The 21,563-nt window shown below is 74.9% G+C and carries 19 protein-coding genes and 1 riboswitch; of the genes, 15 read left to right on the top strand and 4 right to left on the bottom strand.

Annotated elements, in window-relative coordinates:
* Positions 1–154 precede the first annotated feature (154 nt).
* A complete protein-coding gene (locus ABD353_RS18810; RefSeq protein WP_344624788.1) occupies positions 155–1,000 on the top strand; it encodes a LysR family transcriptional regulator in 846 nt (281 codons plus the stop codon).
* Positions 1,001–1,246: 246 nt separating this feature from the next.
* Here ABD353_RS18810 and ABD353_RS18805 read toward each other — a convergent pair whose 3' ends face one another.
* Positions 1,247–2,107 carry a universal stress protein gene (locus tag ABD353_RS18805; protein ID WP_344624787.1) on the bottom strand — a complete coding sequence of 287 codons (861 nt, stop codon included), beginning with the start codon at positions 2,105–2,107 and terminating at the stop codon, positions 1,247–1,249.
* A 485-nt stretch (positions 2,108–2,592) separates the two neighbouring features.
* On the opposite strand from ABD353_RS18805, the gene ABD353_RS18800 reads away from it, so the two are divergent.
* The 11 genes from ABD353_RS18800 (at position 2,593) to ABD353_RS18750 (ending at position 15,996) form a co-directional block, all read left to right on the top strand.
* Positions 2,593–3,300, top strand: a complete 708-nt coding sequence (locus ABD353_RS18800; protein WP_344624786.1) for a helix-turn-helix domain-containing protein — start codon at positions 2,593–2,595, stop codon at positions 3,298–3,300.
* A 187-nt stretch (positions 3,301–3,487) separates the two neighbouring features.
* Entirely contained in the window at positions 3,488–4,825 is a 1,338-nt protein-coding gene (locus ABD353_RS18795; protein WP_344624785.1) for a cryptochrome/photolyase family protein, read from the top strand.
* Between the two features lie 57 nt (positions 4,826–4,882).
* Positions 4,883–6,064, top strand: a complete 1,182-nt coding sequence (locus ABD353_RS18790; protein ID WP_344624784.1) for a permease — start codon at positions 4,883–4,885, stop codon at positions 6,062–6,064.
* A gap of 73 nt (positions 6,065–6,137) precedes the next feature.
* The gene (locus ABD353_RS18785; protein ID WP_344624783.1) at positions 6,138–7,652 is read left to right on the top strand and encodes an MFS transporter; all 1,515 of its coding nucleotides are present in this window, start codon (positions 6,138–6,140) and stop codon (positions 7,650–7,652) included.
* 277 nt (positions 7,653–7,929) lie between these two features.
* Positions 7,930–8,403 carry an ATP-binding protein gene (locus ABD353_RS18780; RefSeq protein ID WP_344624782.1) on the top strand — a complete coding sequence of 158 codons (474 nt, stop codon included), beginning with the start codon at positions 7,930–7,932 and terminating at the stop codon, positions 8,401–8,403.
* A gap of 81 nt (positions 8,404–8,484) precedes the next feature.
* Complete coding sequence (locus ABD353_RS18775) at positions 8,485–8,988, top strand: hypothetical protein (RefSeq protein WP_344624781.1); 504 nt, start codon at positions 8,485–8,487, stop codon at positions 8,986–8,988.
* A 95-nt stretch (positions 8,989–9,083) separates the two neighbouring features.
* On the top strand, positions 9,084–9,746 hold the full coding sequence (locus ABD353_RS18770) for an HAD family hydrolase (protein ID WP_344624780.1): 663 nt from the start codon (positions 9,084–9,086) through the stop codon (positions 9,744–9,746).
* A gap of 842 nt (positions 9,747–10,588) precedes the next feature.
* The gene (locus tag ABD353_RS18765) at positions 10,589–11,497 is read left to right on the top strand and encodes a SigB/SigF/SigG family RNA polymerase sigma factor (protein WP_344624779.1); all 909 of its coding nucleotides are present in this window, start codon (positions 10,589–10,591) and stop codon (positions 11,495–11,497) included.
* Entirely contained in the window at positions 11,494–12,141 is a 648-nt protein-coding gene (locus ABD353_RS40460; protein WP_425555195.1) for an ANTAR domain-containing protein, read from the top strand. The genes ABD353_RS18765 and ABD353_RS40460 overlap by 4 nt, the downstream gene beginning before the upstream one ends.
* 1,690 nt (positions 12,142–13,831) lie before the next feature.
* A riboswitch (ZMP/ZTP riboswitch) is annotated at positions 13,832–13,923 on the top strand.
* Between the two features lie 20 nt (positions 13,924–13,943).
* Positions 13,944–15,416, top strand: a complete 1,473-nt coding sequence (locus ABD353_RS18755; RefSeq protein ID WP_344624777.1) for a glycine hydroxymethyltransferase — start codon at positions 13,944–13,946, stop codon at positions 15,414–15,416.
* Between the two features lie 310 nt (positions 15,417–15,726).
* The gene (locus ABD353_RS18750) at positions 15,727–15,996 is read left to right on the top strand and encodes a hypothetical protein (protein WP_344624776.1); all 270 of its coding nucleotides are present in this window, start codon (positions 15,727–15,729) and stop codon (positions 15,994–15,996) included.
* A gap of 18 nt (positions 15,997–16,014) precedes the next feature.
* On the opposite strand, the gene ABD353_RS18745 is transcribed toward ABD353_RS18750, so the two are convergent.
* From ABD353_RS18745 to ABD353_RS18735, 3 genes are all read right to left on the bottom strand, one after another.
* On the bottom strand, positions 16,015–16,632 hold the full coding sequence (locus ABD353_RS18745; protein WP_344624775.1) for a hypothetical protein: 618 nt from the start codon (positions 16,630–16,632) through the stop codon (positions 16,015–16,017).
* 105 nt (positions 16,633–16,737) lie between these two features.
* On the bottom strand, positions 16,738–17,559 hold the full coding sequence (locus tag ABD353_RS18740) for a MerR family transcriptional regulator (RefSeq protein ID WP_344624774.1): 822 nt from the start codon (positions 17,557–17,559) through the stop codon (positions 16,738–16,740).
* Between the two features lie 81 nt (positions 17,560–17,640).
* A complete protein-coding gene (locus ABD353_RS18735) occupies positions 17,641–18,138 on the bottom strand; it encodes a hypothetical protein (protein WP_344624773.1) in 498 nt (165 codons plus the stop codon).
* 7 nt (positions 18,139–18,145) lie between these two features.
* Between ABD353_RS18735 and ABD353_RS18730 the strand changes: the two genes are divergently transcribed.
* From ABD353_RS18730 to ABD353_RS18720, 3 genes are all read left to right on the top strand, one after another.
* Positions 18,146–18,733 (top strand): hypothetical protein, encoded by a 588-nt coding sequence (locus ABD353_RS18730; RefSeq protein ID WP_344624772.1) that lies wholly within the window; start codon positions 18,146–18,148, stop codon positions 18,731–18,733.
* A 248-nt stretch (positions 18,734–18,981) separates the two neighbouring features.
* A complete protein-coding gene (locus tag ABD353_RS18725) occupies positions 18,982–19,689 on the top strand; it encodes a DUF4232 domain-containing protein (RefSeq protein ID WP_344624771.1) in 708 nt (235 codons plus the stop codon).
* Positions 19,690–20,278: 589 nt separating this feature from the next.
* The gene (locus ABD353_RS18720) at positions 20,279–21,535 is read left to right on the top strand and encodes an ABC transporter substrate-binding protein (RefSeq protein ID WP_344624770.1); all 1,257 of its coding nucleotides are present in this window, start codon (positions 20,279–20,281) and stop codon (positions 21,533–21,535) included.
* The last annotated feature ends 28 nt before the right edge of the window (positions 21,536–21,563 follow it).

Raw genomic sequence — 21,563 nt, 5'->3', positions numbered from 1 at the left:
GAAGTGGTGACGAATCGTCAGGGTGGGCCGCCGGTCGGGCGGCCGGGCCGTCGTCGGTGCGTCACTGCGCGCCGACGGGCTGTCATGCACCGAGTCTCCGACGGGCCCGACCGGCCGTCCAATACCCTTCGGTCCGCATTGATACCGTCCGGATATGGATCTCGACCTGCGGAAGCTCCGCTACTTCGTCGCGGTGGCCGAACACCGGCACTTCGGCCGGGCCGCGCGGGCCCTGTTCATCGCCCAGCCCGTCCTCAGCCGCCAGATCCGGGTCTTCGAGCGGGAGTTCGGCTGCCCGTTGCTCGAGCGGACCACCCGCAGCGTCGAACTGACCCCGGCCGGGCAGCGGTTGTACGAGGAGGCACGGAGGATCACCGCGGTGGTGGACTCGGCCGTCCGCCGCGTACACGAGGCCGCGCGCGGCGAACAGCGCCTGGTCGTCGCCTTCGCACCGGGCCTGCACGTCTCGCACGCCGTCCGGGCCTTCGCCCGGAGCCACCCGGACGTCGCCGTCGACGTCTTCCCGCTGCGCTGGTGGGAGCGGGACGCGCCGCTGCGCGACGGCCGCGTCCACGTCGCGTACCTCCGCCGGCCGTTCGACGACACGGGGCTGCGCACCGTCGCCGTCGACCGGGAGACCAAGGTGGCGTGCCTGCCCGTCACGCATCCACTGGCCGGGCGCCCCGCACTCACCACGGCGGACCTCGACGGCGAGCCCCTCCTCGACGGCAAGGAACGGCGGACGTCCACGCTGGAGGGCAAGTTCGAGCTCATCGCCTCCGGGCAGGGCATCGCGCTCGTCCCCGCGAGTGTCGCCGACTCGTACTCCCGCCCCGACCTCGTCCACCTGCCGGTGACCGACCTCCAGCCGGTCGAGACCTGCCTCGCCGTGCCGCAGGACGACTGCACCGGCCCCGCAGCCGACTTCCTCGACCTCGCCGCCGCCCTCCTGCGCCCCCGCGCGGACGGCGCCGACGCCCCGGCCCCCGCCGACGAGTAAGAGCCGTCTTCCAAGGGCGTGCGAGTGCCTCACGAGGGCGCGTGGGGAGGCACCTTCCGGCCGAAGACCGGGGGAGAACCGCGCAGTCCGGGAGTGGTGCTGCCGACGAGTCCGAGTCGCCCTCGGTCCGCACGGCGGCCCGCATCCGAATCGCGCAGTTCTCCCCCCGGCCTTCGCCGGGAGGTACCCCACGCACTCCTGAACCGACCGTTCGAGCGCCCTTCGGGCAAGTCCGGGGCCGGCCCGTCAGCGGTAGGGGACCACCGCCACCGGGCAGGTGACGTGGTGGATCGCCGCATGGGTCACCGGGCCGACGTGGCCGCCGAAGGTCACCCGCCGGTCGTGGCGGCCGACCACAAGCAGGCCGACGTCCTCGCCGACGGCCTCCACCACCGCGAGCGCGGCGCTGCCGGGTACCACGGTCGCCTCCACCTCGACGTCCGGATGCTTGGTGCGCCACGGCTGCAACGCCTCGGTGAGCGCCTGCTCCTCGGCCGACGCCAGGTCCGCGGAGATCGCCGCGATCGCGCCGAAGGCCATGTACTCGCTGCCCGCCGGCGGCCCGGCCGCGTGCAGCACCCGCAGCGACACCCCGCGCTGCGCGGCGGCCCGGAAGGCGAAGTCCAGCACCTCGGGACAGTCGTGGCGGAGGTCCAGGGCGAGGGCGACGGCACTGCGGGCCGGGGCCGGGTCGACCCCGCCGCCGGCCCGGACGAGCACCACCGGGCAGACCGCCCCGGCCAGCACCTCCTGGCTGACCGAGCCGACCAGGAAGCCGCGCAGCGTGCTCAGCCCGCGCGAGCCCAGCACCAGCACGGACGCCTTCTCGCCGGCGGCCTTCAGCACGGCGGCGGGCGCGTCGGGCACCAGCCGCGAGGTGACCGCCACGTCGCCGGCGGACGCCCGTACCGCGGCCTCCTGGTCGGCCAGTTGCTGCCGGACCCAGCGGTCCGCGTCCTCGCCGCCGAGGACGTGGTGCTTGGGCCACGGCCAGGCCTGGACGAGCTCCAGCGGCAGCCCGCGCAGCGCCGCCTCGACGGTCGCCCACCGCAGGGCGGCGATGCTCTCGGCCGAGCCGTCGTAACCGACGACGACGGGTCCGTTCACGGGATCCTCCCGGTGGTGCGATCGTTCGGTGCCGGTACGGCCGGGCCGGGCCGGCGGGCACGGCGTGCGGGCACGTCGCGGGCGGCGCCGGGAACGCGCCGCCGGGGTACGCCCGTGCCGCGTGCGCCCCATCGCACCAGTCTCGCGCGATCGGAGACAGGGCCGGACGGCCCTTCCCCGGGCGACGGCCGGGTGAACGCCCGGCCGAGCCCCGGCGAACCGGGCCGACCGGTACGGCCACGGGGTACCTCGGGTCGCCCGGGAGGGCGGACCGGATGCCCCACCGGGGTACCGCGCCGCAGCTGCACGGCAGGGCCCCGACCCGCCGCGGCCGCCCGGCCCCGTTCGGCGGACCGGCCGCCCCCGGCGGACCCGGCAGCCTGGCGGTCCGCGCGGCCCCGGGCTCTACTGGGGCGAGACGGCCGAGGAACCGGCCGCCGACAGCGCGCGCCCGGTGCGCCCGCCGTGCCCGCCGGAGGACAGCCGTGAACGACAACGCCCGCCCCGAGCCCGGCCGCGACCCTGGCGGGGACCCGTCGCAGGGCCCCGACGAGCCGGACCGCGCCGCGATCGCGCGCCGGATCGGCGAACGCCGCGACGCCCTGGGCCTGACCGAGGCCGAACTCGCCGCCAAGGCCGGGATGGCGACCCGCTACCTGCAGCACCTCGCCGAAGCCGGACCGGCCTTCGACCCCGGCGGGTTCCTCCGCCTCGCGAGCGCCCTCGGGCTCAGCCACCGCGAACTCGTCGAGGGCCGCACCGACGAGGCGCCGGGCCGGGCCGCGGCCCCGGAACACCCCGTGCTGATCAGGCTCACCGTCCGCGAGTGCTGGGACCGGATCGGCGACCACGGCGTCGGCCGGGTCGCCGTCCCCGCCGGCCCCGGCCCCGCCGTCCTCCCGGTGAACTACGTCGTCGACGCGGGCACCGTCGCCTACCGGACCGTCCCGCACAGCGCCGCCGCACCGGACTCCGGCACCGCCCTCTCCTTCCAGATCGACCGGATCGACGAGCGGCTCAGCCGCGGCTGGAGCGTGCTGCTGGCCGGCACCGCCGAGCACGTGACCGCGCACGAGGAGATCGACCGCCTCGCCGGGCACCCCGGGTCCGAACCGTGGTCGGGCGGCGACAACCCGCTCTGGATCCGGATCCGGCCCACCCGGGTCACCGGCCGCCGCGTCGGCTCACTCTGAGCCCGGCCCGGCCGCCGCGCGGAAGACACGCCGCCCGGCCACCACCGGCACGGCCGCTCCGATCGACAGGCCCTCTCCCACGGATCCCACGGATCCCACGGATCCTGCCGGGCGCGCGACTCCGGGTGCCCACCGCCGCGCGCCGATCCGACACGATCCGAACGACAGGGCCTAGCCTGGCCGGGCCATGACGATCGCCATCGCCCTGCTCACCCAGGACCTCCGCCTGCACGACAACCCGGTGCTGCACGCCGCCGCCCGCAGCGCCGACGAGGTCGTCCCGCTCTTCGTGCTCGACCCCGGCGTCGAGGCGGCCGGATTCGCCGCCCCCAACCGTCGGGCCTTCCTCGCGGACTGCCTGGCCGACCTCGACGCCTCGCTCCGCCGGATCGGCGGGCGGCTGCTGATCCGCCGGGGCTCCGCGGCGGCCGAGACGGCGCGCCTCGCGGAGGAGACCGGAGCGGTCGCCGTCCACGTCGCCGCCGGCGTCAGCTCCTTCGCGCGGCGCCGCGAGAGCGCCCTGCGGAAACACCTCGGCGACCGCCTCCACGTGCACGACGGCTCCCTCACCGCCCTCGTGCCCGGCGCCGCCGCGCCCGCCGGCAAGGACCACTACGCCGTCTTCACCCCGTACTTCCGGGCCTGGCAGCGGAGTTCGCGCCGCATGCCGCACCGGGCGCCGCGGAGCCTGCGCACCCCCGCGGGCCCCGCCGGGACGGACCCGGACGCGATCCGCCCCGAGCGCACCGACTCGCCGGGCCTGCCGCCCGGCGGGGAGACCGAGGCCCGCAGGCGCTGGAAGGCCTGGGACGTCACCGCCTACGAGGAGGTGCACGACGACCTGGCCGCCGACGGGACGTCACGTCTCTCCCCCTACCTGCACTTCGGCTGCCTCTCCGCGACCGAGCTGGTCGACCTCGCCGAACGCCGCGGCGGCCCCGGCGCGGAGGCCTTCGTCCGGCAGCTCGTCTGGCGGGACTTCCACCACCAGGTGCTCGCCGCCCGGCCGGACGCCGCCTGGCAGGACTACCGCGGCAAGGGCGACCGGTGGCGCGAGGACTCCCGCGAGGCCGAGGCCTGGCGGCAGGGCCGCACCGGCTTCCCCGTGGTCGACGCCGGGATGCGCCAACTCGCCCACGAGGGCTGGATGCACAACCGGGCCAGGCTGCTCACCGCCTCCTTCCTGACCAAGACGCTGTACCAGGACTGGCGGACCGGAGCCCGGCACTTCCTGCACCTGCTGGTGGACGGCGACCTCGCCAACAACCAGCTCAACTGGCAGTGGGTGGCCGGCACCGGCACCGACACCCGTCCCAACCGGGTGCTCAACCCGCTCACCCAGGCCGACCGCCTCGACCCGGACGGCGCCTACGTACGCCGGTGGGTGCCCGAACTCGCCCACCTCCGGGGCCGGTCCGTCCACCGGCCCTGGCTGCTGGAGCGTCCGCCGGCCGACTATCCGGCGCCCCTGGTCGACCCGGGCGAGGTGGCGGCGCGACTGCGGCGGGGCCGGGGCCTGGACTGACCGGGCCGGCCCGGCCGCCCCTGGACCACCCGCCGACCGCCCGACCTGCGAGGCCGAATGGACGCCGTGCTGCACGCGCTGGAGATCACCGGCGCGATGACCTGGGAGATCACCTGGGCACTGATCCTCGGCTTCCTGCTGTCGGCGGTCGTCCAGGCGGTGGTCCACCGGGAGACGGTCGCCCGGGCACTGGGCGACGACCGGCCGCGGACGCTGGCGCTCGCCTCCGGGCTCGGCATGGCCTCGTCCTCCTGCTCGTACGCCGCCGTCGCACTGGCCCGCTCGCTGTTCCGCAAGGGCGCCGACTTCACCGCGGCGATGGCCTTCGAGATCGCCTCGACCAACCTGGTCGTCGAACTCGGGGTGATCCTGGCGCTGCTGATGGGCTGGCAGTTCACGGCGGCCGAGTTCACCGGCGGCCCGATCATGATCGTGGTGCTGGCGGTGCTCTTCCGGCGGTTCCTCCGGGCGCCGATGGTCCGGGAGGCGCGGGAGCACGCCGACCGCGGGGCGGCCGGCTCGATGGAGGGCCACGCCGCGATGGACATGGGCGTGCGCCGCGGCGGCGGTTTCCTCCGCCGGCTGGCCTCGCCCGAGGGCTTCACCTCGGTCTCGCACGTCTTCGTGATGGAGTGGGCCGCGATCCTGCGGGACCTCGTCCTCGGCCTGCTGATCGCCGGGGCGGTCGCCGCCTGGGTGCCGGACTCCTTCTGGGAGGCCTTCTTCTTCACCGGCCACCCCGTCGCGGCGAAGGTCTGGGGCCCGCTGATCGGTCCGGTGGTGGCCGTCGCCTCGTTCGTCTGCTCGATCGGCAACGTGCCGCTCGCGGTGGTCCTGTGGAAGGGCGGCATCAGCTTCGGCGGCGTGGTCTCGTTCATCTTCGCCGACCTGCTGATCCTGCCGATCCTCAACATCTACCGGAAGTACTACGGGCGGCGGACGACGCTCTTCCTGCTCGGCACTTTCTACCTCGCCATGGTGGCCGCCGGGTACGCCGTCGAGATCGTCTTCGGCGCGCTCGGCCTGATCCCCGACCAGGCGGACGCCACCGTGCCCTCCGAGGGGGTCCGCTGGGACTACACCACCTGGCTGAACATCCTCTTCCTGCTGCTCGCCGCGGTGCTGCTGGTCCGCTTCTTCCGGACCGGCGGCGCCGGGATGCTGCGCGCGATGGGCGGCGCCCCCGACGCGGCGCGGCACGGGCACGGCACCGTCCCCGGGGCCGGCCCGTCCGTGTGATCGCGCCGCCGCGGGGAAGGCGCCTCCCCCGGACGGGGCGACCGGGCCCCGCGGCAGCGAACGGAGGCCGATCATGGCCGAGTCTGTGCCACCCTCAGGAAACGCCACCCGTGCCGACCGGGCGAGCAGCCCGCAGAAGGGCACGATCCGGACGAACGTGCCGGCCCGCCTGGACCGGCTGCCCTGGTCGCGCTGGCACTGGCGCATCGTCATCGGCCTCGGGACGGTCTGGATCCTGGACGGCCTCGAAGTCACCATCGTCGGCAACATGGCCTCCCGGCTGGCCGAGTCGGGCAGCGGCATCGACATCAGTGCCGCCCAGGTGACCACCACCGCGGCGGCCCTCTACGTCGCCGGTGCGTGCAGCGGCGCCCTCTTCTTCGGCTGGCTGACCGACCGCCTCGGCCGGAAGAAGCTCTTCATGGTGACGCTCGGCGTCTACCTCGCGGCGACCGCCGTCACCGCACTCGCCTGGACGCCCTGGTTCTTCTTCCTCTGCCGGTTCTTCACCGGCTTCGGCATCGGCGGCGAGTACGCGGCGATCAACTCGGCGATCGACGAGCTGATCCCGGCCAGGGTCCGCGGCAGGGTCGACCTGATCATCAACGGCAGCTTCTGGATCGGTGCCGCGATCGGCGCCTTCGCCTCGATCGCCCTGCTGAACACCGCGCTGTTCGCGACCGACGTCGGCTGGCGGCTCTCCTTCGCCCTCGGCGTCGTTCTCGGCCTCGTCATCCTGCTGGTGCGGCGGCACGTCCCGGAGAGCCCCCGCTGGCTGTTCACGCACGGCCGCGCCGAGGAGGCCGAACGCCTGGTGGACGACGTGGAACGGACGGTCGCGGAGGAGACCGGGGAGAAGCTCCCGCCCGCCACCGAGGAGATCACCATCAGGCCCAGGGGAGCGCTCGGGTTCATCACCATCGCCCGGACGGTGACCTCCACCTATCCGCGGCGGACGGTCCTCGGCCTCGCCCTCTTCGTCGGCCAGGCCTTCCTCTACAACTCCGTCACCTTCGGCTACGCGGTGATCCTCACGACGTTCTTCAACGTCCCCGACGGCAACACCGGGTACTACTTCGCCGTCATCGCCGTCGGCAACTTCCTCGGACCGCTGCTGCTCGGCCACCTCTTCGACTCGGTCGGCCGCAAACCGATGATCGCCGGCACCTACATCGGCTCGGGCGTGCTGCTCTTCCTGACGGCCTACCTCTTCCAGCAGGGCACGCTCGACGCGACGACCATGACGGTGTGCTGGACGGCCGTGCTGTTCCTCGCCTCCGCCGGCGCCAGCGCCGCCTACCTGACCGTCAGCGAGATCTTCCCGCTGGAGACCAGGGCGCTGTGCATCGCGTTCTTCTACGCCGTCGGCACCGCGATCGGCGGCATCACCGGACCGCTGCTCTTCAACGGCCTGGTCAGCAGCGGCAAGACCGCCGACACCACGCTCGCCTTCTCGATCGGCGCCGCACTGATGGTGGTGGCGGGACTCGTCGAGGCGGCGATCGGGGTGAAGGCCGAGCGCCGCAGCCTGGAGTCGCTCGCCGCGCCGCTCAGCCAGGTGCAGGCCGCGGCCGCCGGGCCTTCCTGACGGCGGCAGGCCGTGACACCGGTGCGCGGCACCGGTCCGGCCGGGCGGCGACCGCGCCACCCGCGGTCCCCCGTCCGGCCGGGTTCTTCCCGGCGGAGCTGGGCAGACGCGGAACCGGAGCCTCTCCGCCCGCGGCGGACCGGACCGCGGCCGCCGGCACAATTGGGGCCCGCGCCCGCCGGCACCGCGGCCGCCGGACGGCAGCCGCGGTCGGGGGACAGCCGCTCCGACGGGAGCAGCGCACACAGTGGTCGGACACGGTCGACGGGGTGAGCACATGGCGAAGGGCGCCGCAGGGCGGCCACGGCACGCCGCCGGGGCCGCACGGACCGTCTCCGAACGCCACCGGTGCTACTTCGGCGCACCCGGGGACATCCGGTCGGGCCGCGACTTCACCACCAGGGTCCTCGACGAGTGGGGGCGCCCCGGCGGCGAGGAGCGCCGTGCCGACATGCTGCTGGTGGTCTCCGAACTGCTCTCCAACGCCCTCCTGCACGGTGGCAGCCCGATCGAACTCACCCTGGTGCGGGACGGCCCGTCCGCCCGGGTCGAGGTCTTCGACGGCGGACCGGGCAGCCCCGCCCCCCGCGAACCGCCGGAGGCCGCCAACGGGCCCGGCGGCCGGGGACTGCACATCGTCGACCGGCTGAGCACCGGCTGGGGAGTCGTCCCGCACCACCACGGCAAGACCGTCTGGGCGGACCTCAGCCTCGCCGGCCGGGACGGGCAGGACGACGAGGAGCACCCCTGACCCGGCCCGTGCATCGGACGGCGGCGCCGGGGCAGACGCGGGTGGGGGAACCTCCCCCGCAAGCCCGAAAGGAGACAGCCGATGCTCGCGCTCGGACTCCTGCTGCTGGCGGCGACCGGTGCCTTCACCGGACTGCTGATCGCCGACAACCTCGACGGCGGACCGACCACCACGGTGGCCGTGCTCGGCAACCACATCGCCACCATGAACAGCCTCGCGGTCTTCCTCGCAGGGATCGCGCTGACCCTGATCTTCGTCTTCGGCTGCCTGCTGGTGGCCGCCGGCAGCCGTCGGCACCGCCGCCGCAGCGCCGAACTGCGCACCTCCCGCCGGGCCCGCGCCGCGGCCTCCCCGGCGGAGCCCGCCACCGTCCGGCCGTACCCCGACCAGTCCTACGCCGCCGCGCCCGAGCCGCAGCCGTACGCGGACCGGGCACCGCTCGGCGGCGCCGCGGGAGGCCCGGCCGACCCCGGGACGCACGCCCCGACCGCCACCGGGCTGCGGACCGACGACACGGCGGCCGAGCCCGCCCCGCAGCCGCAGCCGCAGCGGAGGCAGGGTCTGATCCACCGCCTCGGCCACTGAGCCCCGGCACGTCCGGAACGCCGGGCGCGGGCATGCGCCGTACGCTGCGCATGCCCGCGCCCGTCCCCGCGCCGGCCCTCCGGAGGGAGTAGAGCATGCCGTCCGCAGCCCTCTTCGACGTCGACGGAACGCTGCTCGACACCAGTTACCTGCACACCATCGCCTGGTCGGAGGCGCTCGCCCAGTTCGGGTACGAGCCGGCGACCGCGCGGATCCACCGGGCGATCGGCATGGCCGGCGACCAACTGCTCGACCACCTGCTCGGCACCGACCGGGACCACTCGCAGGACGACGCGATCAGCGCCGCCCAGCAGGCGCTCTACGCCCGATTCCGGCCCCGGCTGCGGGCCTTCGACGGCGCGGCGGACCTGCTCCGCGAGGTCGCTGCACGCGGGCGGCGGGTGGTGCTGGCGAGTTCGGCCTCCGGACGCGACCTGGAGGTGATGCGGCGGGTGCTCGGGGCCGAGGACGTGCTCTGGGCGGCCACCGGCGCCGACGACGTCGAGACCTCCAAACCCGCCCCCGACCTGGTGTACGCGGCCCTCGACCGGGCCGAGGCCGGCCCCGGCCAGGCCCTGTTCGTCGGTGACACCCGGTGGGACGTCCAGGCCGCCGCGGCGGTCGGCGTCCCGTGCATCGCCGTCACCTGCGGCGGGGTGGGGGAGTGCGAGCTGCGCGCCGCCGGCGCCCTGGAGGTCCACGCCGATCCGGCCGCACTGCTCGCCGCCCTCGACGACAGCGCCCTGGGCCGGGCCTGACGCCCCGGGCCCGGGAGCCGTCCTCGAAGGGTGCTCGGGTGGTCAGTCCAGGGCGCGCGGGAGCACCTCAACCGACCCTCCGAGTCGACCGACCCCCGGGCACCCTCGGAAGACGACTCCTGGCGCCCGCGTCGGGCGTGTCGTCGGGTGCCCCGGAGCAGGACGAACAGGGTGACCGCGGCCGCCGTCCCGCAGACCGCCCGCAGGGCCACCGCCGTGGCCGGGACTCCCGCGGTGGCCGGCCCCACCGCGCACACGGCGGCCAGCAGCAGCGCGCACGGCGGCAGCCGCCGCAGCGCCCGCCGGACGCCGTCCCACCGGCCGAGCCGCATGGTGCGGAGGCGCAGTTCGAGGTCCGAGTCCTGGCCGGGCCGGAGTTCCATCCGGCGGAGTATCCGCCGTTCACGCCAGGAGAGGCCGGGACCGTCCACCGCCGTCACCTCCGTCCGCCCCCGGCGGCTCCGGGGAAGTCGCTCCGCCTCCCGAGGCGGGCCGAGCCCGCGGATCCGTTGCGCGCCCACCCGGGCGGACCCGCCGGACACCGCCGATCCGCGGACAGCCGACCGGCAGATTCGCACCTTTAAGCCTTCTTGTTCAGGTTTCATCCACTTCGTGCGGTTAGTGGCCCGCCGAGCGGGTAGAACGACCAGAAGGAGGCGCCGGGCCCAGGCTGCCCCCCCTCCGCGACCCGGTGGCCGGCGGCCGCCGGCCCGCCCGGCACCTCGACGTGCCGGGGCGCCACCGTCTGAAGCCGTCGGGCGGCCGGGTGTCCCACCCCCCGCAGCGTGCTGCGCCGTGCGCGCACGTCCTGCGGTCCCCCCGCCCCACGGAGATGACTCCCCGTGTCCGCTGTTGCCGCTTCCACGACCACCGCCGCCCCTGCGGCGCCCGTCGAACCCGCCACCGCCCCGGCCCCGCGCCCGACCCAGCAGGAGATGCGGGCCATGGGCAAGGCCGAGGCCCGGGCCCTCAGCGACGCGCTCTTCGAGCGCCTCGCCGCCCTCGAACCCGGCACCCACGAGTACAGCTACGTCCGCGGCACCATCATCGAGCTGAACATGCCGCTGGTCCGCTTCGTCGCCGCGGGCTTCCGCCACCGCGCCGCCGACATGGACGACATCCTGCAGGTCGGGACGGTCGGCCTGATCAAGGCGGTGGACGGCTACGACCACCGGCGCGGCGTCGAGTTCGTCACCTACGCGATCCCGACGATCACCGGCGAGGTCAAGCGGTTCTTCCGCGACACCACCTGGCCCGTGCGGGTGCCGCGCAGCCTGCAGGAGCTCTACCTGACCGTGGCGCGCTCCTCCGACCGGCTGGAGCAGGACCTCGGCCGGCTGCCCACCCCGCAGGAGCTCGCCGAGGAGCTCGGACTCGCGCCCGACCAGGTCGCCGCGGGCCTCACCGCCGGCCGCGCCTACCGCTCGGACTCGCTGGACGCGCTCCGCGAGGACAGCCCGGACGAGCCCGGCAGCTCCCTCCTGGACCGCCTCGGCGCCTGCGACGCGGACTTCGACCTGGTCGACTTCCGGGAGTCCGTCCGCCCGCTGCTGCAGGAACTGCCGGAGCGCGAGCGGACGGTGCTGAAGCTGCGGTTCTGGGGCGGCCACACCCAGTCGGAGATCGCGGCCCGGATCGGCGTCTCCCAGATGCACGTCTCCCGCATCCTCGCCGCCACGCTCCGCCAGCTGCGCGAACGCCTGGACGACGCAGGCTCGGACGGCGCCCGCCGGCCCGCCCCGACCGGATGACCCGAAGACCGCGAGTGCACCTCAAGGGCGCGTGGGGGCACCTCCCGGCCGAAGGCCGGGGGAGAACTGCGCAATTGGGATGCGGGCCACCCCGAACGCCTCGACCGGCTCGACCGGCTCGGGCGGGCCGGGCGCGGCCGCCGGGCTACGCTGGCTCCGTGGCAGGCCGCGCCGAACACCACCCCGCGGCGCCGCCCGGCCCGGAGCCCGACGACGGCGCCGGGGCGGACGAGCGGTCCGTGCTGCAGGCCACCGTCGACCGGCTGCGGGCCGAGGTCGAGGGCCTGCAGACCGCCATGCGCACCCGCGCCGTCATCGAACAGGCCAAGGGCATGCTCGCGGAGCGCGAGGGCGGCACCCCCGACCAGGCCTTCGACCGGCTCGTCCAGCTCTCCCAGGACACCAACCGCAAGCTGGTGGAGATCGCCGCCGAGGTGGTGGGCGTCGCCGCCCCCATCAAGGACCGGACGGCCGGACCGGGCCGCCCCGGCCCGGCGGGCGCCGGGGGGGGGGGGGGGGGGGCCGTCGCCGAGGGCGCCGGGGTCGCGGGGGCCGGGGTCGGCTGCCCGCCGGGTGCGGTGATGCTGCCGTTCAGCGACACCAGGTTCGGCTTCACCGTGGCGTCGCCCGACAGGTCGATGTAGTCCTGGGTCTGCCCGTTGAAGTCCACGAACCCGCGCCACATGTCCCGGCCGAACGGGACGATCTCCTGCAACGCCCCGCCCGCGCCGGCGCTGATGGCGATCGAGGTCTGCTGCGCCATGTACGACACCATCCGGCTCGCCAGCACGTCCAGGTTCACCGACGGGGCGTCGTCGCCGCGCACGTACACGTGCAGGTCGTTCAGGCCGCCACCGGTCCGGTCCGCCTGCAGCACCGCGAAGGCCACCACCAGCTGCGAGGAGCTCTCCCGCGGCACCAGCGGCGTCACGTAGTACAGGTGGCCGTCCTTCTTCGACCGCAGCAGGAACTCGCCCGGGTTGTCCGCGTTCGTCGAGGCCGAGGTGTGGGAGTAGCCGAAGCCGCGGTCGTCCTTCGCGCCGCGCCCGCCCAGCCACTGCACCTCGTGGATCTGCGCGCGCACCACCGAGCCCGGGTACACCGCCCCCGGCAGCTCGCCCGGCGCGACCTCCTCGCGGTACGTCACGTCCGGCCTGCCGTCCGCCGAACCGCGCAGCACCAGCACCCCCGCCGGCTCCACCACCGTGCGCTGCATCCAGCCGATCTGCCGGGCCACCGAGATCACCACCACCGGCCGGGCCGTCCGCGGGTCCGGGCCGTCGCAGTACCCCCAGATGTCCTGCTCGCTGTAGACCAGCCCGGGGAACCGCTCGGCGAGCAGGTTGCGCAGGCTGTTGGCGCCCGTCCCGGAGAAGGCCCGGCCGAAGGCGCGGTCACCGCCGAACGCGCAGGTGGCCACCGTGTTCGAGCGGCCGTCCCAGACCGCGACGCCCTCCATCGGCTGCTCGCCGGAGCCGTCCAGGAGGGCCGTCCACACCCCGCCGCCCTGCGAGGCGTCCGGCAGGTAGTGCAGGCTGTGGCCCATCAGGTGCACCCCGGAGGCCAGGCCGGCGCTGTCGGTGAGCGCCTTGGTCGCCGCCGCGTACGAGGCGGTGCGCGCCTCGAAGTCGAAGTCGGGCATCGGCGCGGTCTTCACGCAGGCCGGCACGTCGGCGGTGCCGACCAGGTCGCAGCGGCCGCCGTCGCCCGTGCGGGTGTGCTCGGTGACCGCCAGCACCGAACGCGGCACGGCCGAGCCGCCGGCCGGGACGTCCAGCACCGTCGCCCTGGCGTAGTACCGGCCGGCGTCCTTGTCGTCGTCCCAGATCCCGGTGCCCGCCCGCACCAGTGAACCCACCGTCGCGAGCACCACCACCGCCAGTACGAGCCGCACCCGCCACCCGCGGAACCCGGCCCCCGACTCGTCCGCGACGAAGGCGACGCCCCACACCGTGCCGAGCAGCCCCACCGCCACCCACAGCCAGAACAGCGGCGCCGCGTCCAGCAGCCCGCCGTGCGGGAACAACTCCTGCTCGACCAGCAGCAGGTAACTCTGGTCCTGCTGGCCGAACCCGCCGAACAGGAAGTGCTTCACCACCCACACCAGCACGGCCACCAGCGGCATCCACAGCCACCAGACGGCCAGCGCGAGCACCCCGCGCCGCACCACGCCCTTGCGGACATCACGCTTCGTCATGCCGTCCCCCCGTTCGTCCCCGTCGCCCGCCCCCCGGTGCACGGGCCCCCGCAGCGTCCCTTCCCACCGCGCCCGCAGGGCAAGCCCGTCCGCGGAACGGACCCCGGCGCCGCCCGCCCCGCACGGTTGGTACGCTCCCGGTGAGCCGTGACTGGCGCGCAGGGATGGATTCGACCATCGGGGAGCGGCTCCGTGTCTCACGCTGTCGCCGTGCGCCTGGGCCGTCCGAGTCGTCACGAGGAGACAGCCTTGGCCACGCCCGGCTACCCCGCCGCACCCCACACCGCCGTCGACCCCACCGCGGGCACCGCCTTCCGCAGCGCCGTCGACGCCGTCCGCGCCGTCGAGCCCCGGGTCGCCGACGCCATCGGCGCCGAGATCCAGGACCAGCGCGCCTCCCTCAAGCTCATCGCCAGCGAGAACTACGCCTCCCCGGCGGTGCTGCTCGCCATGGGCAACTGGTTCAGCGACAAGTACGCCGAGGGCACCGTCGGCCGCCGCTTCTACGCCGGCTGCCGCAACGTCGACACCGTCGAGGCCCTCGCCGCCGAGCACGCCCGCGAACTCTTCGGCGCCGAACACGCCTACGTCCAGCCGCACTCCGGCATCGACGCCAACCTCGTCGCCTTCTGGGCCGTGCTCTCCCAGCGGGTCGAGAGCCCCGCCCTGCACCGCGCCGGCGTCCGCCAGGTCAACGACCTCACCGACGAGGACTGGGCCGAACTCCGCCGCGAACTCGGCAACCAGCGCCTGCTCGGCATGTCCCTGGACTCCGGCGGCCACCTCACCCACGGCTTCCGCCCCAACATCTCCGGCAAGATGTTCGACCAGCGCAGCTACGGCACCGACCCGGCCACCGGCCTCGTCGACTACGACGCGCTGCGCGCCACCGCCCGCGAGTTCCGCCCGCTCATCCTGGTCGCCGGCTACTCCGCCTACCCGCGGCTGGTCAACTTCCGCCTGATGCGCGAGATCGCCGACGAGGTCGGCGCCACCCTGATGGTCGACATGGCGCACTTCGCCGGCCTGGTCGCGGGCAAGGTCCTCACCGGCGACTTCGACCCGGTGCAGCACGCCCAGATCGTCACCACCACCACCCACAAGTCGCTCCGCGGCCCGCGCGGCGGCATGGTGCTGTGCACCTCCGAACTGGCCGAGCACGTCGACCGCGGCTGCCCGATGGTCCTCGGCGGCCCGCTCTCGCACGTGATGGCCGCCAAGGCCGTCGCCCTCGCCGAGGCCCGCCGCCCCGAGTTCCGCGCCTACGCGCAGCAGGTCGTCGACAACGCCCGGGCCCTCGCCGACGGCCTGCTGCGCCGCGGCGCCACCCTGGTCTCCGGCGGCACCGACAACCACCTGGTGCTGATCGACGTCTCCGGCTACGGCCTGACCGGCCGCCAGGCCGAGGCCGCCCTGCTGGACTCCGGCGTGGTCACCAACCGCAACTCGGTGCCCAACGACCCGAACGGCGCCTGGTACACCTCCGGCGTCCGGATCGGCACCCCCGCCCTCACCACCCGCGGCCTCGGCACCGCCGAGATGGACGAGATCGCCGACCTCATCGACACCGCCCTGCGCGGCACCGCCCCGGCCACCACCGCCGCCGGCGCACCCTCCAAGGCCCAGTACGTGCTGGACGCCCAGGTCCGGGACGCCGTCGCCAAGCGCGCCGCCGACCTGCTCGCCGGCTTCCCGCTCTACCCGGGCCTCGACCTGGCCTGACACCCCGGCCTGCCCCGCGGCGGCCGGCCGTAGCCCGTTCCGGCCGGCCGCCGCGAGCCCGCCGCCGCCCGCCGCCCCGCGTCGACTACGCGCTCACCGCGGCCGGCACCGCCCTCCTCGACCCGATCCGCACCCTCGGAGCCTGGTCGGCCGCCCACGGCGACGCCGTGCTCGCCGCCCGGGACCGCTTCGACCGTGACCGCTCCGACCGGGAGGGCGCGGGCCAGGACGGTCACGGCGGCGCGCGGCCTTAAGCTGTGCCGACCGACGAAGGGTGGTGGCCGTGCACAAGCAGTGGCCCGAAGGGCCGATGACCGAGCCCGCTGCGGTGCGGGTACTCCGCGACCGCGAGGCCGTGCGCACCGACCTGCCCGCCGCCCACCTCGGCCTCGCCGTGGTCCTCGCCGCAGCCGTCGGCGTCGGCCTGCTCGCCGGAGCACCGGCCGCGGCGGCGGTCCTCGGCCTCACCCTGGCCCTCTTCCTGACGGCCCTCGCCACCTCGGCCGCCCGCGGTCACCGCCGCCGCGAGCTGCTCCGCCGCGGCTACCTCCGCACCTTCGGCTGGGCGACCCGGCTCTGACCGCCGACCCGCGGATCCTCAGCTCCAGGTGTCGCCGTCCTGGGCGCTCTCCAGGGACAGGCAGAGCTCGTGGCGGTCGAGCAGCAGGCCGCGGGTGCGGCAGCCCTGCCACTCGCCCGGGTCGCCCGGGACGAGTGGCCAGCCGGTGGCGATCAGCCGGTCGTGCAGTCGGCGGGCCACCTCGTCACTGCTCTGGCCGGCGGTGCCCCGCACGTGCAGTCGGCGGTTGCAGTAGGTCGAGGAGCCGCCGCAGCCCAGGTCCTCGTCGCCGGAGAGGGCCAGCCCGGTGGGCAGCGCGGGCAGTTCCGCCGCCGGGGGCACTTCGGCCGGGGGCCCTCCCAGCCCCAGGGCGAAGGCCCCCAGCACGCTCACCGTCCCCACCAGCACGGCGCAGGCCGCCGTTGCCGCAGTGCCGGCCGCCCTGCGGGGCCGGGTGGTGCCCCGTCCCGGCCGGTCGACCGCCAGACCGGCCAGGAGGACCACCGCGACGGCGATCCCGGCCGCCACCAGCGCGGTCAGCCGCAGCCCTGCCGGCGTCCACCGCTCGGCCGCCGCGATCTGCACGCCCGCGCACGCCGCCAGTAGCGCCGCCACGGCCCACCGCACCCGGCCGTCCCGGCGGCGAGCAGCCAGCACGCGAGTGGCACCAAGAAGATCATCAGCACGGTGGGCACTCTGCCCGATCGGGGGACGGCAGGGAAGGGCTCCCGTGCCGGGGCTCCGGTGGGATGCGACCGGCCGTCAGGCCGGGGTCACCGGTGCCTGGAGTTCGGTGACCCAGTCGTCGCGGTCGGCCGGGCACTCCAGGGTGACTTCGCGGGGGTAGCCGGGCGCGTGGTGGCCGGTGGCGTCGATCCAGCGGGCGAGGGTCTGGGCGGTGGGGAGGACGGTGTCCATCGGGCCGCGGTGGACGATGGTCGCCGCCCGTTCGAGGGGCGGCAGGTCGAGCACGGTGACCTCGCCGTCCTGCAGCGGGGCGGAGACCTCGACGGCCGCGTGGACGACGATCCGGCCGCCGCCCTCCGGGGCGTCCTCGTAGTGGGCGATGCCGGGGCCGGTGGGGGTGATCCCGGCGGCGGCCAGGCGCCGGAAGAGCTCGTCGTAGAGGGGGCCGATGACGGGCCCGATGTCCTCCGGCTCGTAACTCGCGGCGACGGCGGACAGTTCGGCCACCCGTACGGCCGGGACGTGCTTCAGGACGACGTCGTCAGTGGGCATGTGCCCCTCGCTCTCGATCGCTCGGAGTCTCGCCTCGACCTGGACCAGCCGCGCCGCCGCCGCGGTCACGGCGGCCTCGAGTTCGGCCCGCCGCAGCCGGAGCATGGCCCTCAGCTCCTCGGTGCCGACCTCCTCGTCCAGGATCGCCTGGACCTGCTGGAGGGTGAGACCGAGGTCCTTGAGCGCGATGACGCGGTTGAGACGGGCGAGCTGCGCGGCCGTGTAGTGGCGGTAGCCGGTGCCGGGGTCGACCCGGGCCGGGCGCAGCACGCCGATCGCGTCGTAGTGCCGCAGCATCCGGACCGAGACGCGGCCGTGCCGGGCGAAGTCTCCGATGGTGAACATGATGTCTCCGAGTGCACCGCCTGACACGGTGTGAGGGTCAAGGCGTCGCCCGGCCCGTGGCGACGGGGGCTTCCGGCGGGCTCAGCGGCCGCCGGTGAGGGCCCGGCGGACGAGCGGGGCGTCGGCGGCCGTCGTCTCGATCCAGACCGGCCGCCCGGGGGAGGACTCGTAGCGGAGCACCGTCCGGGCCACCGCCGATGCCCAGCGGTCGGGTTCGGCCGCGGTGGCCACGACGACCAGGCCGCCGGTCGGGATCTCCACCGCGGGCGCCGCCCCGCCGAAGTCGAAGCGGACGGCCGCGCCGCCCGGCTCGACGGTGAGCCGACCCGTGGAGGCGCCGTCCAGCAGCTCCAGCCGCGAGCGCAGCGCGAGCCGTCCGGGCACCCGGACGGGCGCGCCGCCGCCGAGCAGCGCACGGCGCCGCCGGGCACGGAGGCGGACGGCACCGGGAACCACCCGGTCGCGCACCAGGTCCACCACGAGCCGCACCGGAACGTCCACGGTCGCCACCTCCTCTCCGAGCCGCCCACCGTAGGACACCGGCCCGGTGATCACGGCGGCGGGGCGGTGATCCGTCATGGGCCGGATGACCGATGCGTTCACCCTGCTCCTCCAAGCGGCCGACCTGCTGCCCGACGGCGTCCGGACGGCCGAGGGCGGCACGGCCGAGGACGTCCGGGACTGCGGGTGGCGGCACGACTGGGAGTTCGCGTTCGACCTGCTGCTGGCGATGGGCCGGGCACGCTCGCTGCCGCCCCCGTACTGGGGGCTGCTCGCGGACGCGGCCGGCCAGGTGGGCCGGGAGCGCACCGCCCGCTGGTGCGACTGGCGCCGCGGGGAGGCGGAGCGCGGCGGCGTCCGGGCCGAACTGGTGCTCGCCGGTGCGGACGCCGGGTGGCGGACGACGCCGTTCGCCGGCGACGGCAGGCTGCGCCCGATGTGGGACATCGGACTGCGGACGGCGACCGGTGAGCCCTCCTTGGCCGTCGCGGCGCTCTGGGTGGAGGACGAACCGTTCCTGGCGCCCGGCGGTGCGGCGGCCGTCCGGCTGGCTCCGCTCACCCCGGAGCTCTGGCAGGGGGTCGCGGTCGGCGACCGGCTCGCCCTGTACGAGAGCGCCGTCCCAGGAGGCAGCGCGAGGGTGCTCGGGATCGTTGCGTCGTTCCGTGCCTGAGGCGGGAGCCGGCCGGCCGGTTCGTCGACGACCTTTCAGCTCGGGCCCGTCCGTGCGCGGTTCCGTGCGGAAGCGGTGATCGTTCCGTGCTGGATCGGGGACCTCGCGGGGTGTGGGATGTGTGCCGTGGCGGCAACCGGCCGTCCGCGGTGCGCGTCCTTCCGGGCGGTGGCGTACGGCGGGCTCCGACGGGCGCCGCGGGCCGGCGCTGCCCCGGTGGCCGGACCGACCGAACGAAAGGCCCTGTCGTGGACACTCGCCGTCGAGCTCTCGCCGTGCTGCTCGCCCTCGCCTCCCCGTTGGTGCTGGCCGGGTGCGACGGTGACGGCACCGACACGGCCGGGGACGCCGCGGGGACGACCGCGGTCTCCGCCGCCCCCTCGGCCGCGGCCTCCGCCGCCACCGTCTCCGCCTCGCCCGGGAAGAGCGCCGGCACGGTCACGCCCTCGGCCAAGACCTCCGCGACCTCCGCGAAGCCCACCCCGACGGCCACCTCCGGCGGGGGCGGGGGAGAGGTGGAGCACTGCGTCAACCCGATGCTGAGCGTGACCGCCTCGACCTCCGACGGCGCCGCCGGCACCATGGTGCAGCGCTTCGTGCTCACCAACGTGTCCTCGGCGCCCTGTTCGCTGACGGGCCGTCCCACCCTCGTGCCGTACGCGCCCCCCGGCGCGCCGGCGCCGTCGGTGGCCGTGGGGGCGATCCCGGCCGGCTTCGGCGGGCTCGGCGGGAGCGGCGGCACGCTGGTGCTCGCACCGGGCGGCACCGCCGCGTTCTTCCTCAAGTGGAGCAACGTGCCGACCGGTGACGCGCCCTGTCCGAAGGCGGCCGGCTTCGCCTTCCGTGCGCCGTTGGACCCGCTGGCGGACGCCGACAAGAAGGTGCCGTTCGCCTTCCAGCCGTGCGGCGGGTCGGTGCAGGTCTCCCAGGTGCTGCCGGCCTCCGTCACCTCCTGACACCGGCGCTCCCGTCGGAGCGCCCGGAACACCCGCGGCCCCCGGCCTGCCCGGAGCGCCCGGCGTGCCCCGGGCACGTCCGCGCGCTGTGCCACGGCATGGGGGCTCCCGGGGATGCGTCGACGATCGGCGGTGGACGGCTCCGCCGCGAGGCCGGCCGAACAGGTGTGGACCACCGTGGCAGCGGCGGGCGGAGCCGGTCAAGACGTACCGCCGCGTAGCCTGCGTCACATCCGCGACCGGCCGCAGCGCGCCCAAGACCGGTCGCCCGGAGCATTTCTGACACCCCGTCGCATACCGACGGCCCGGCGTCCGCAGGGGCGGGCGCCGGGTTCCGGGCCACTGCGGAGCGCGTCGGAGCGGTCACGCGGGGCAACGATTCGGTAACCGCGCTGGAGTCCGCGGTCGGGACTGGTCGAGACTTTCGCCCATTCGCCCGGCCGTCCCTGCACGTTTCGCCACCCTCCTCGACCAGGAATGCGCGTGGCCGACCGGTTGTGGACTCCCCGCCGACACCCGGCGGGATTCCCGGGCGTCGCCCTGTCCCCGGCCCTGCCGCCCGTGCGGCACCACTCGAAGGCGATTCCCCATGGAACGACATCTGCCGCGCGCCTTAACCGCGGCGCTGGCCTGCTCCCTGACGCTCACCGCCTGTTCGGCGACGGGGTTCGGATCCGGGGCGGCGGTCACCATCCGCATGGTCGCCGCCGATTACGGCGACAAGGACGCGAACAGTTCCCAGCACTACTGGAACAGGCTCGCGGCGGCCTTCACCGCCGCGAATCCCGATGTCCGGGTGGACGTCCGGGTGGTGAACTGGAACGACATCGACAAGCAGGTCAAGGAGATGATCCGCAGCGGCGACGTCCCCGACCTGCTGCAGACCGGCGGGTACGCCGACAAGGTCGCCGACGACCTGCTCTACAAGGCCTCCGACGTCCTGTCGATCGGCACCCAGGCGAATTTCCTGGACAGTTTCTCCAAGGCCGGACAGGTCGAGGGGATCCAGTACGGCATCCCGTTCGTCTCCTCGGCCCGCGCCTTCTTCTACAACAAGGCGATCTTCCGCCGGGCCGGCATCACCGAACCGCCGACCACCTGGGACGAACTGCGCAGGGACGCCCAGCGCATCAAGGACAAGGTGCCGGGCACCGTTCCGTACGCCCTACCGCTCGGCCCGGAGGAGGCACAGGCCGAAACGCTGATCTGGGAGCTCGGGAACGACGGCGGATTCACCGACCGGTCGGGCCGCTACGCACTGGACGCCCCGCAGAACGCCGAGACCTTCAGCTGGCTGCGGGACGATCTCGTCACCCCCGGCCTCACCTATCCCGATCCGGCCCGCACCGACCGCCGGACGGCCTTCGCGGACTTCGCCGCCGGACGGGTGGCGATGCTCAACGGCCACCCGTCGCTCATCAAGCTCTCCGGGGACGGCGGGATCGACTACGGAATCGTCCCGATCCCCGGCCGGACCGGCCCGCTGAAGTCCACGCTCGGCGTCGCGGACTGGATGATGGCCTTCAAGAAGTGGGGGCACCGCAAGGAGATCAAGAAGTTCCTCGACTTCGTGTACACCGGGGAGAACACGCTGGAGTTCGACGAGGCGTACAACCTGATGCCCGTCACCCACGACACCCTGCAGGAGATGACCACGGGCGGCCGGCACCGCGACCTCGAACCGTTCCTCGCGCTGCTCCCGCAGGCGACCTTCTACCCCCTCGGCGACACCGGCTGGGACGCGATCTCCGCCGAGATCAAGAAGAACGCCGGCCTGGCCCTGCGCAGACCCGAGGACGTCCTGGGCGACCTGCAGAAGCAGGCGCTGTCGACCGGGCGCCGGTAGACCTCCGCGGGCGGCACCCGGGGCGGGG

The organism is Kitasatospora arboriphila (genome assembly GCF_039528095.1).
In the GTDB taxonomy this organism is placed as follows: domain Bacteria; phylum Actinomycetota; class Actinomycetes; order Streptomycetales; family Streptomycetaceae; genus Kitasatospora; species Kitasatospora arboriphila.
This window is presented reverse-complemented; position numbering and strand designations above follow the sequence as displayed.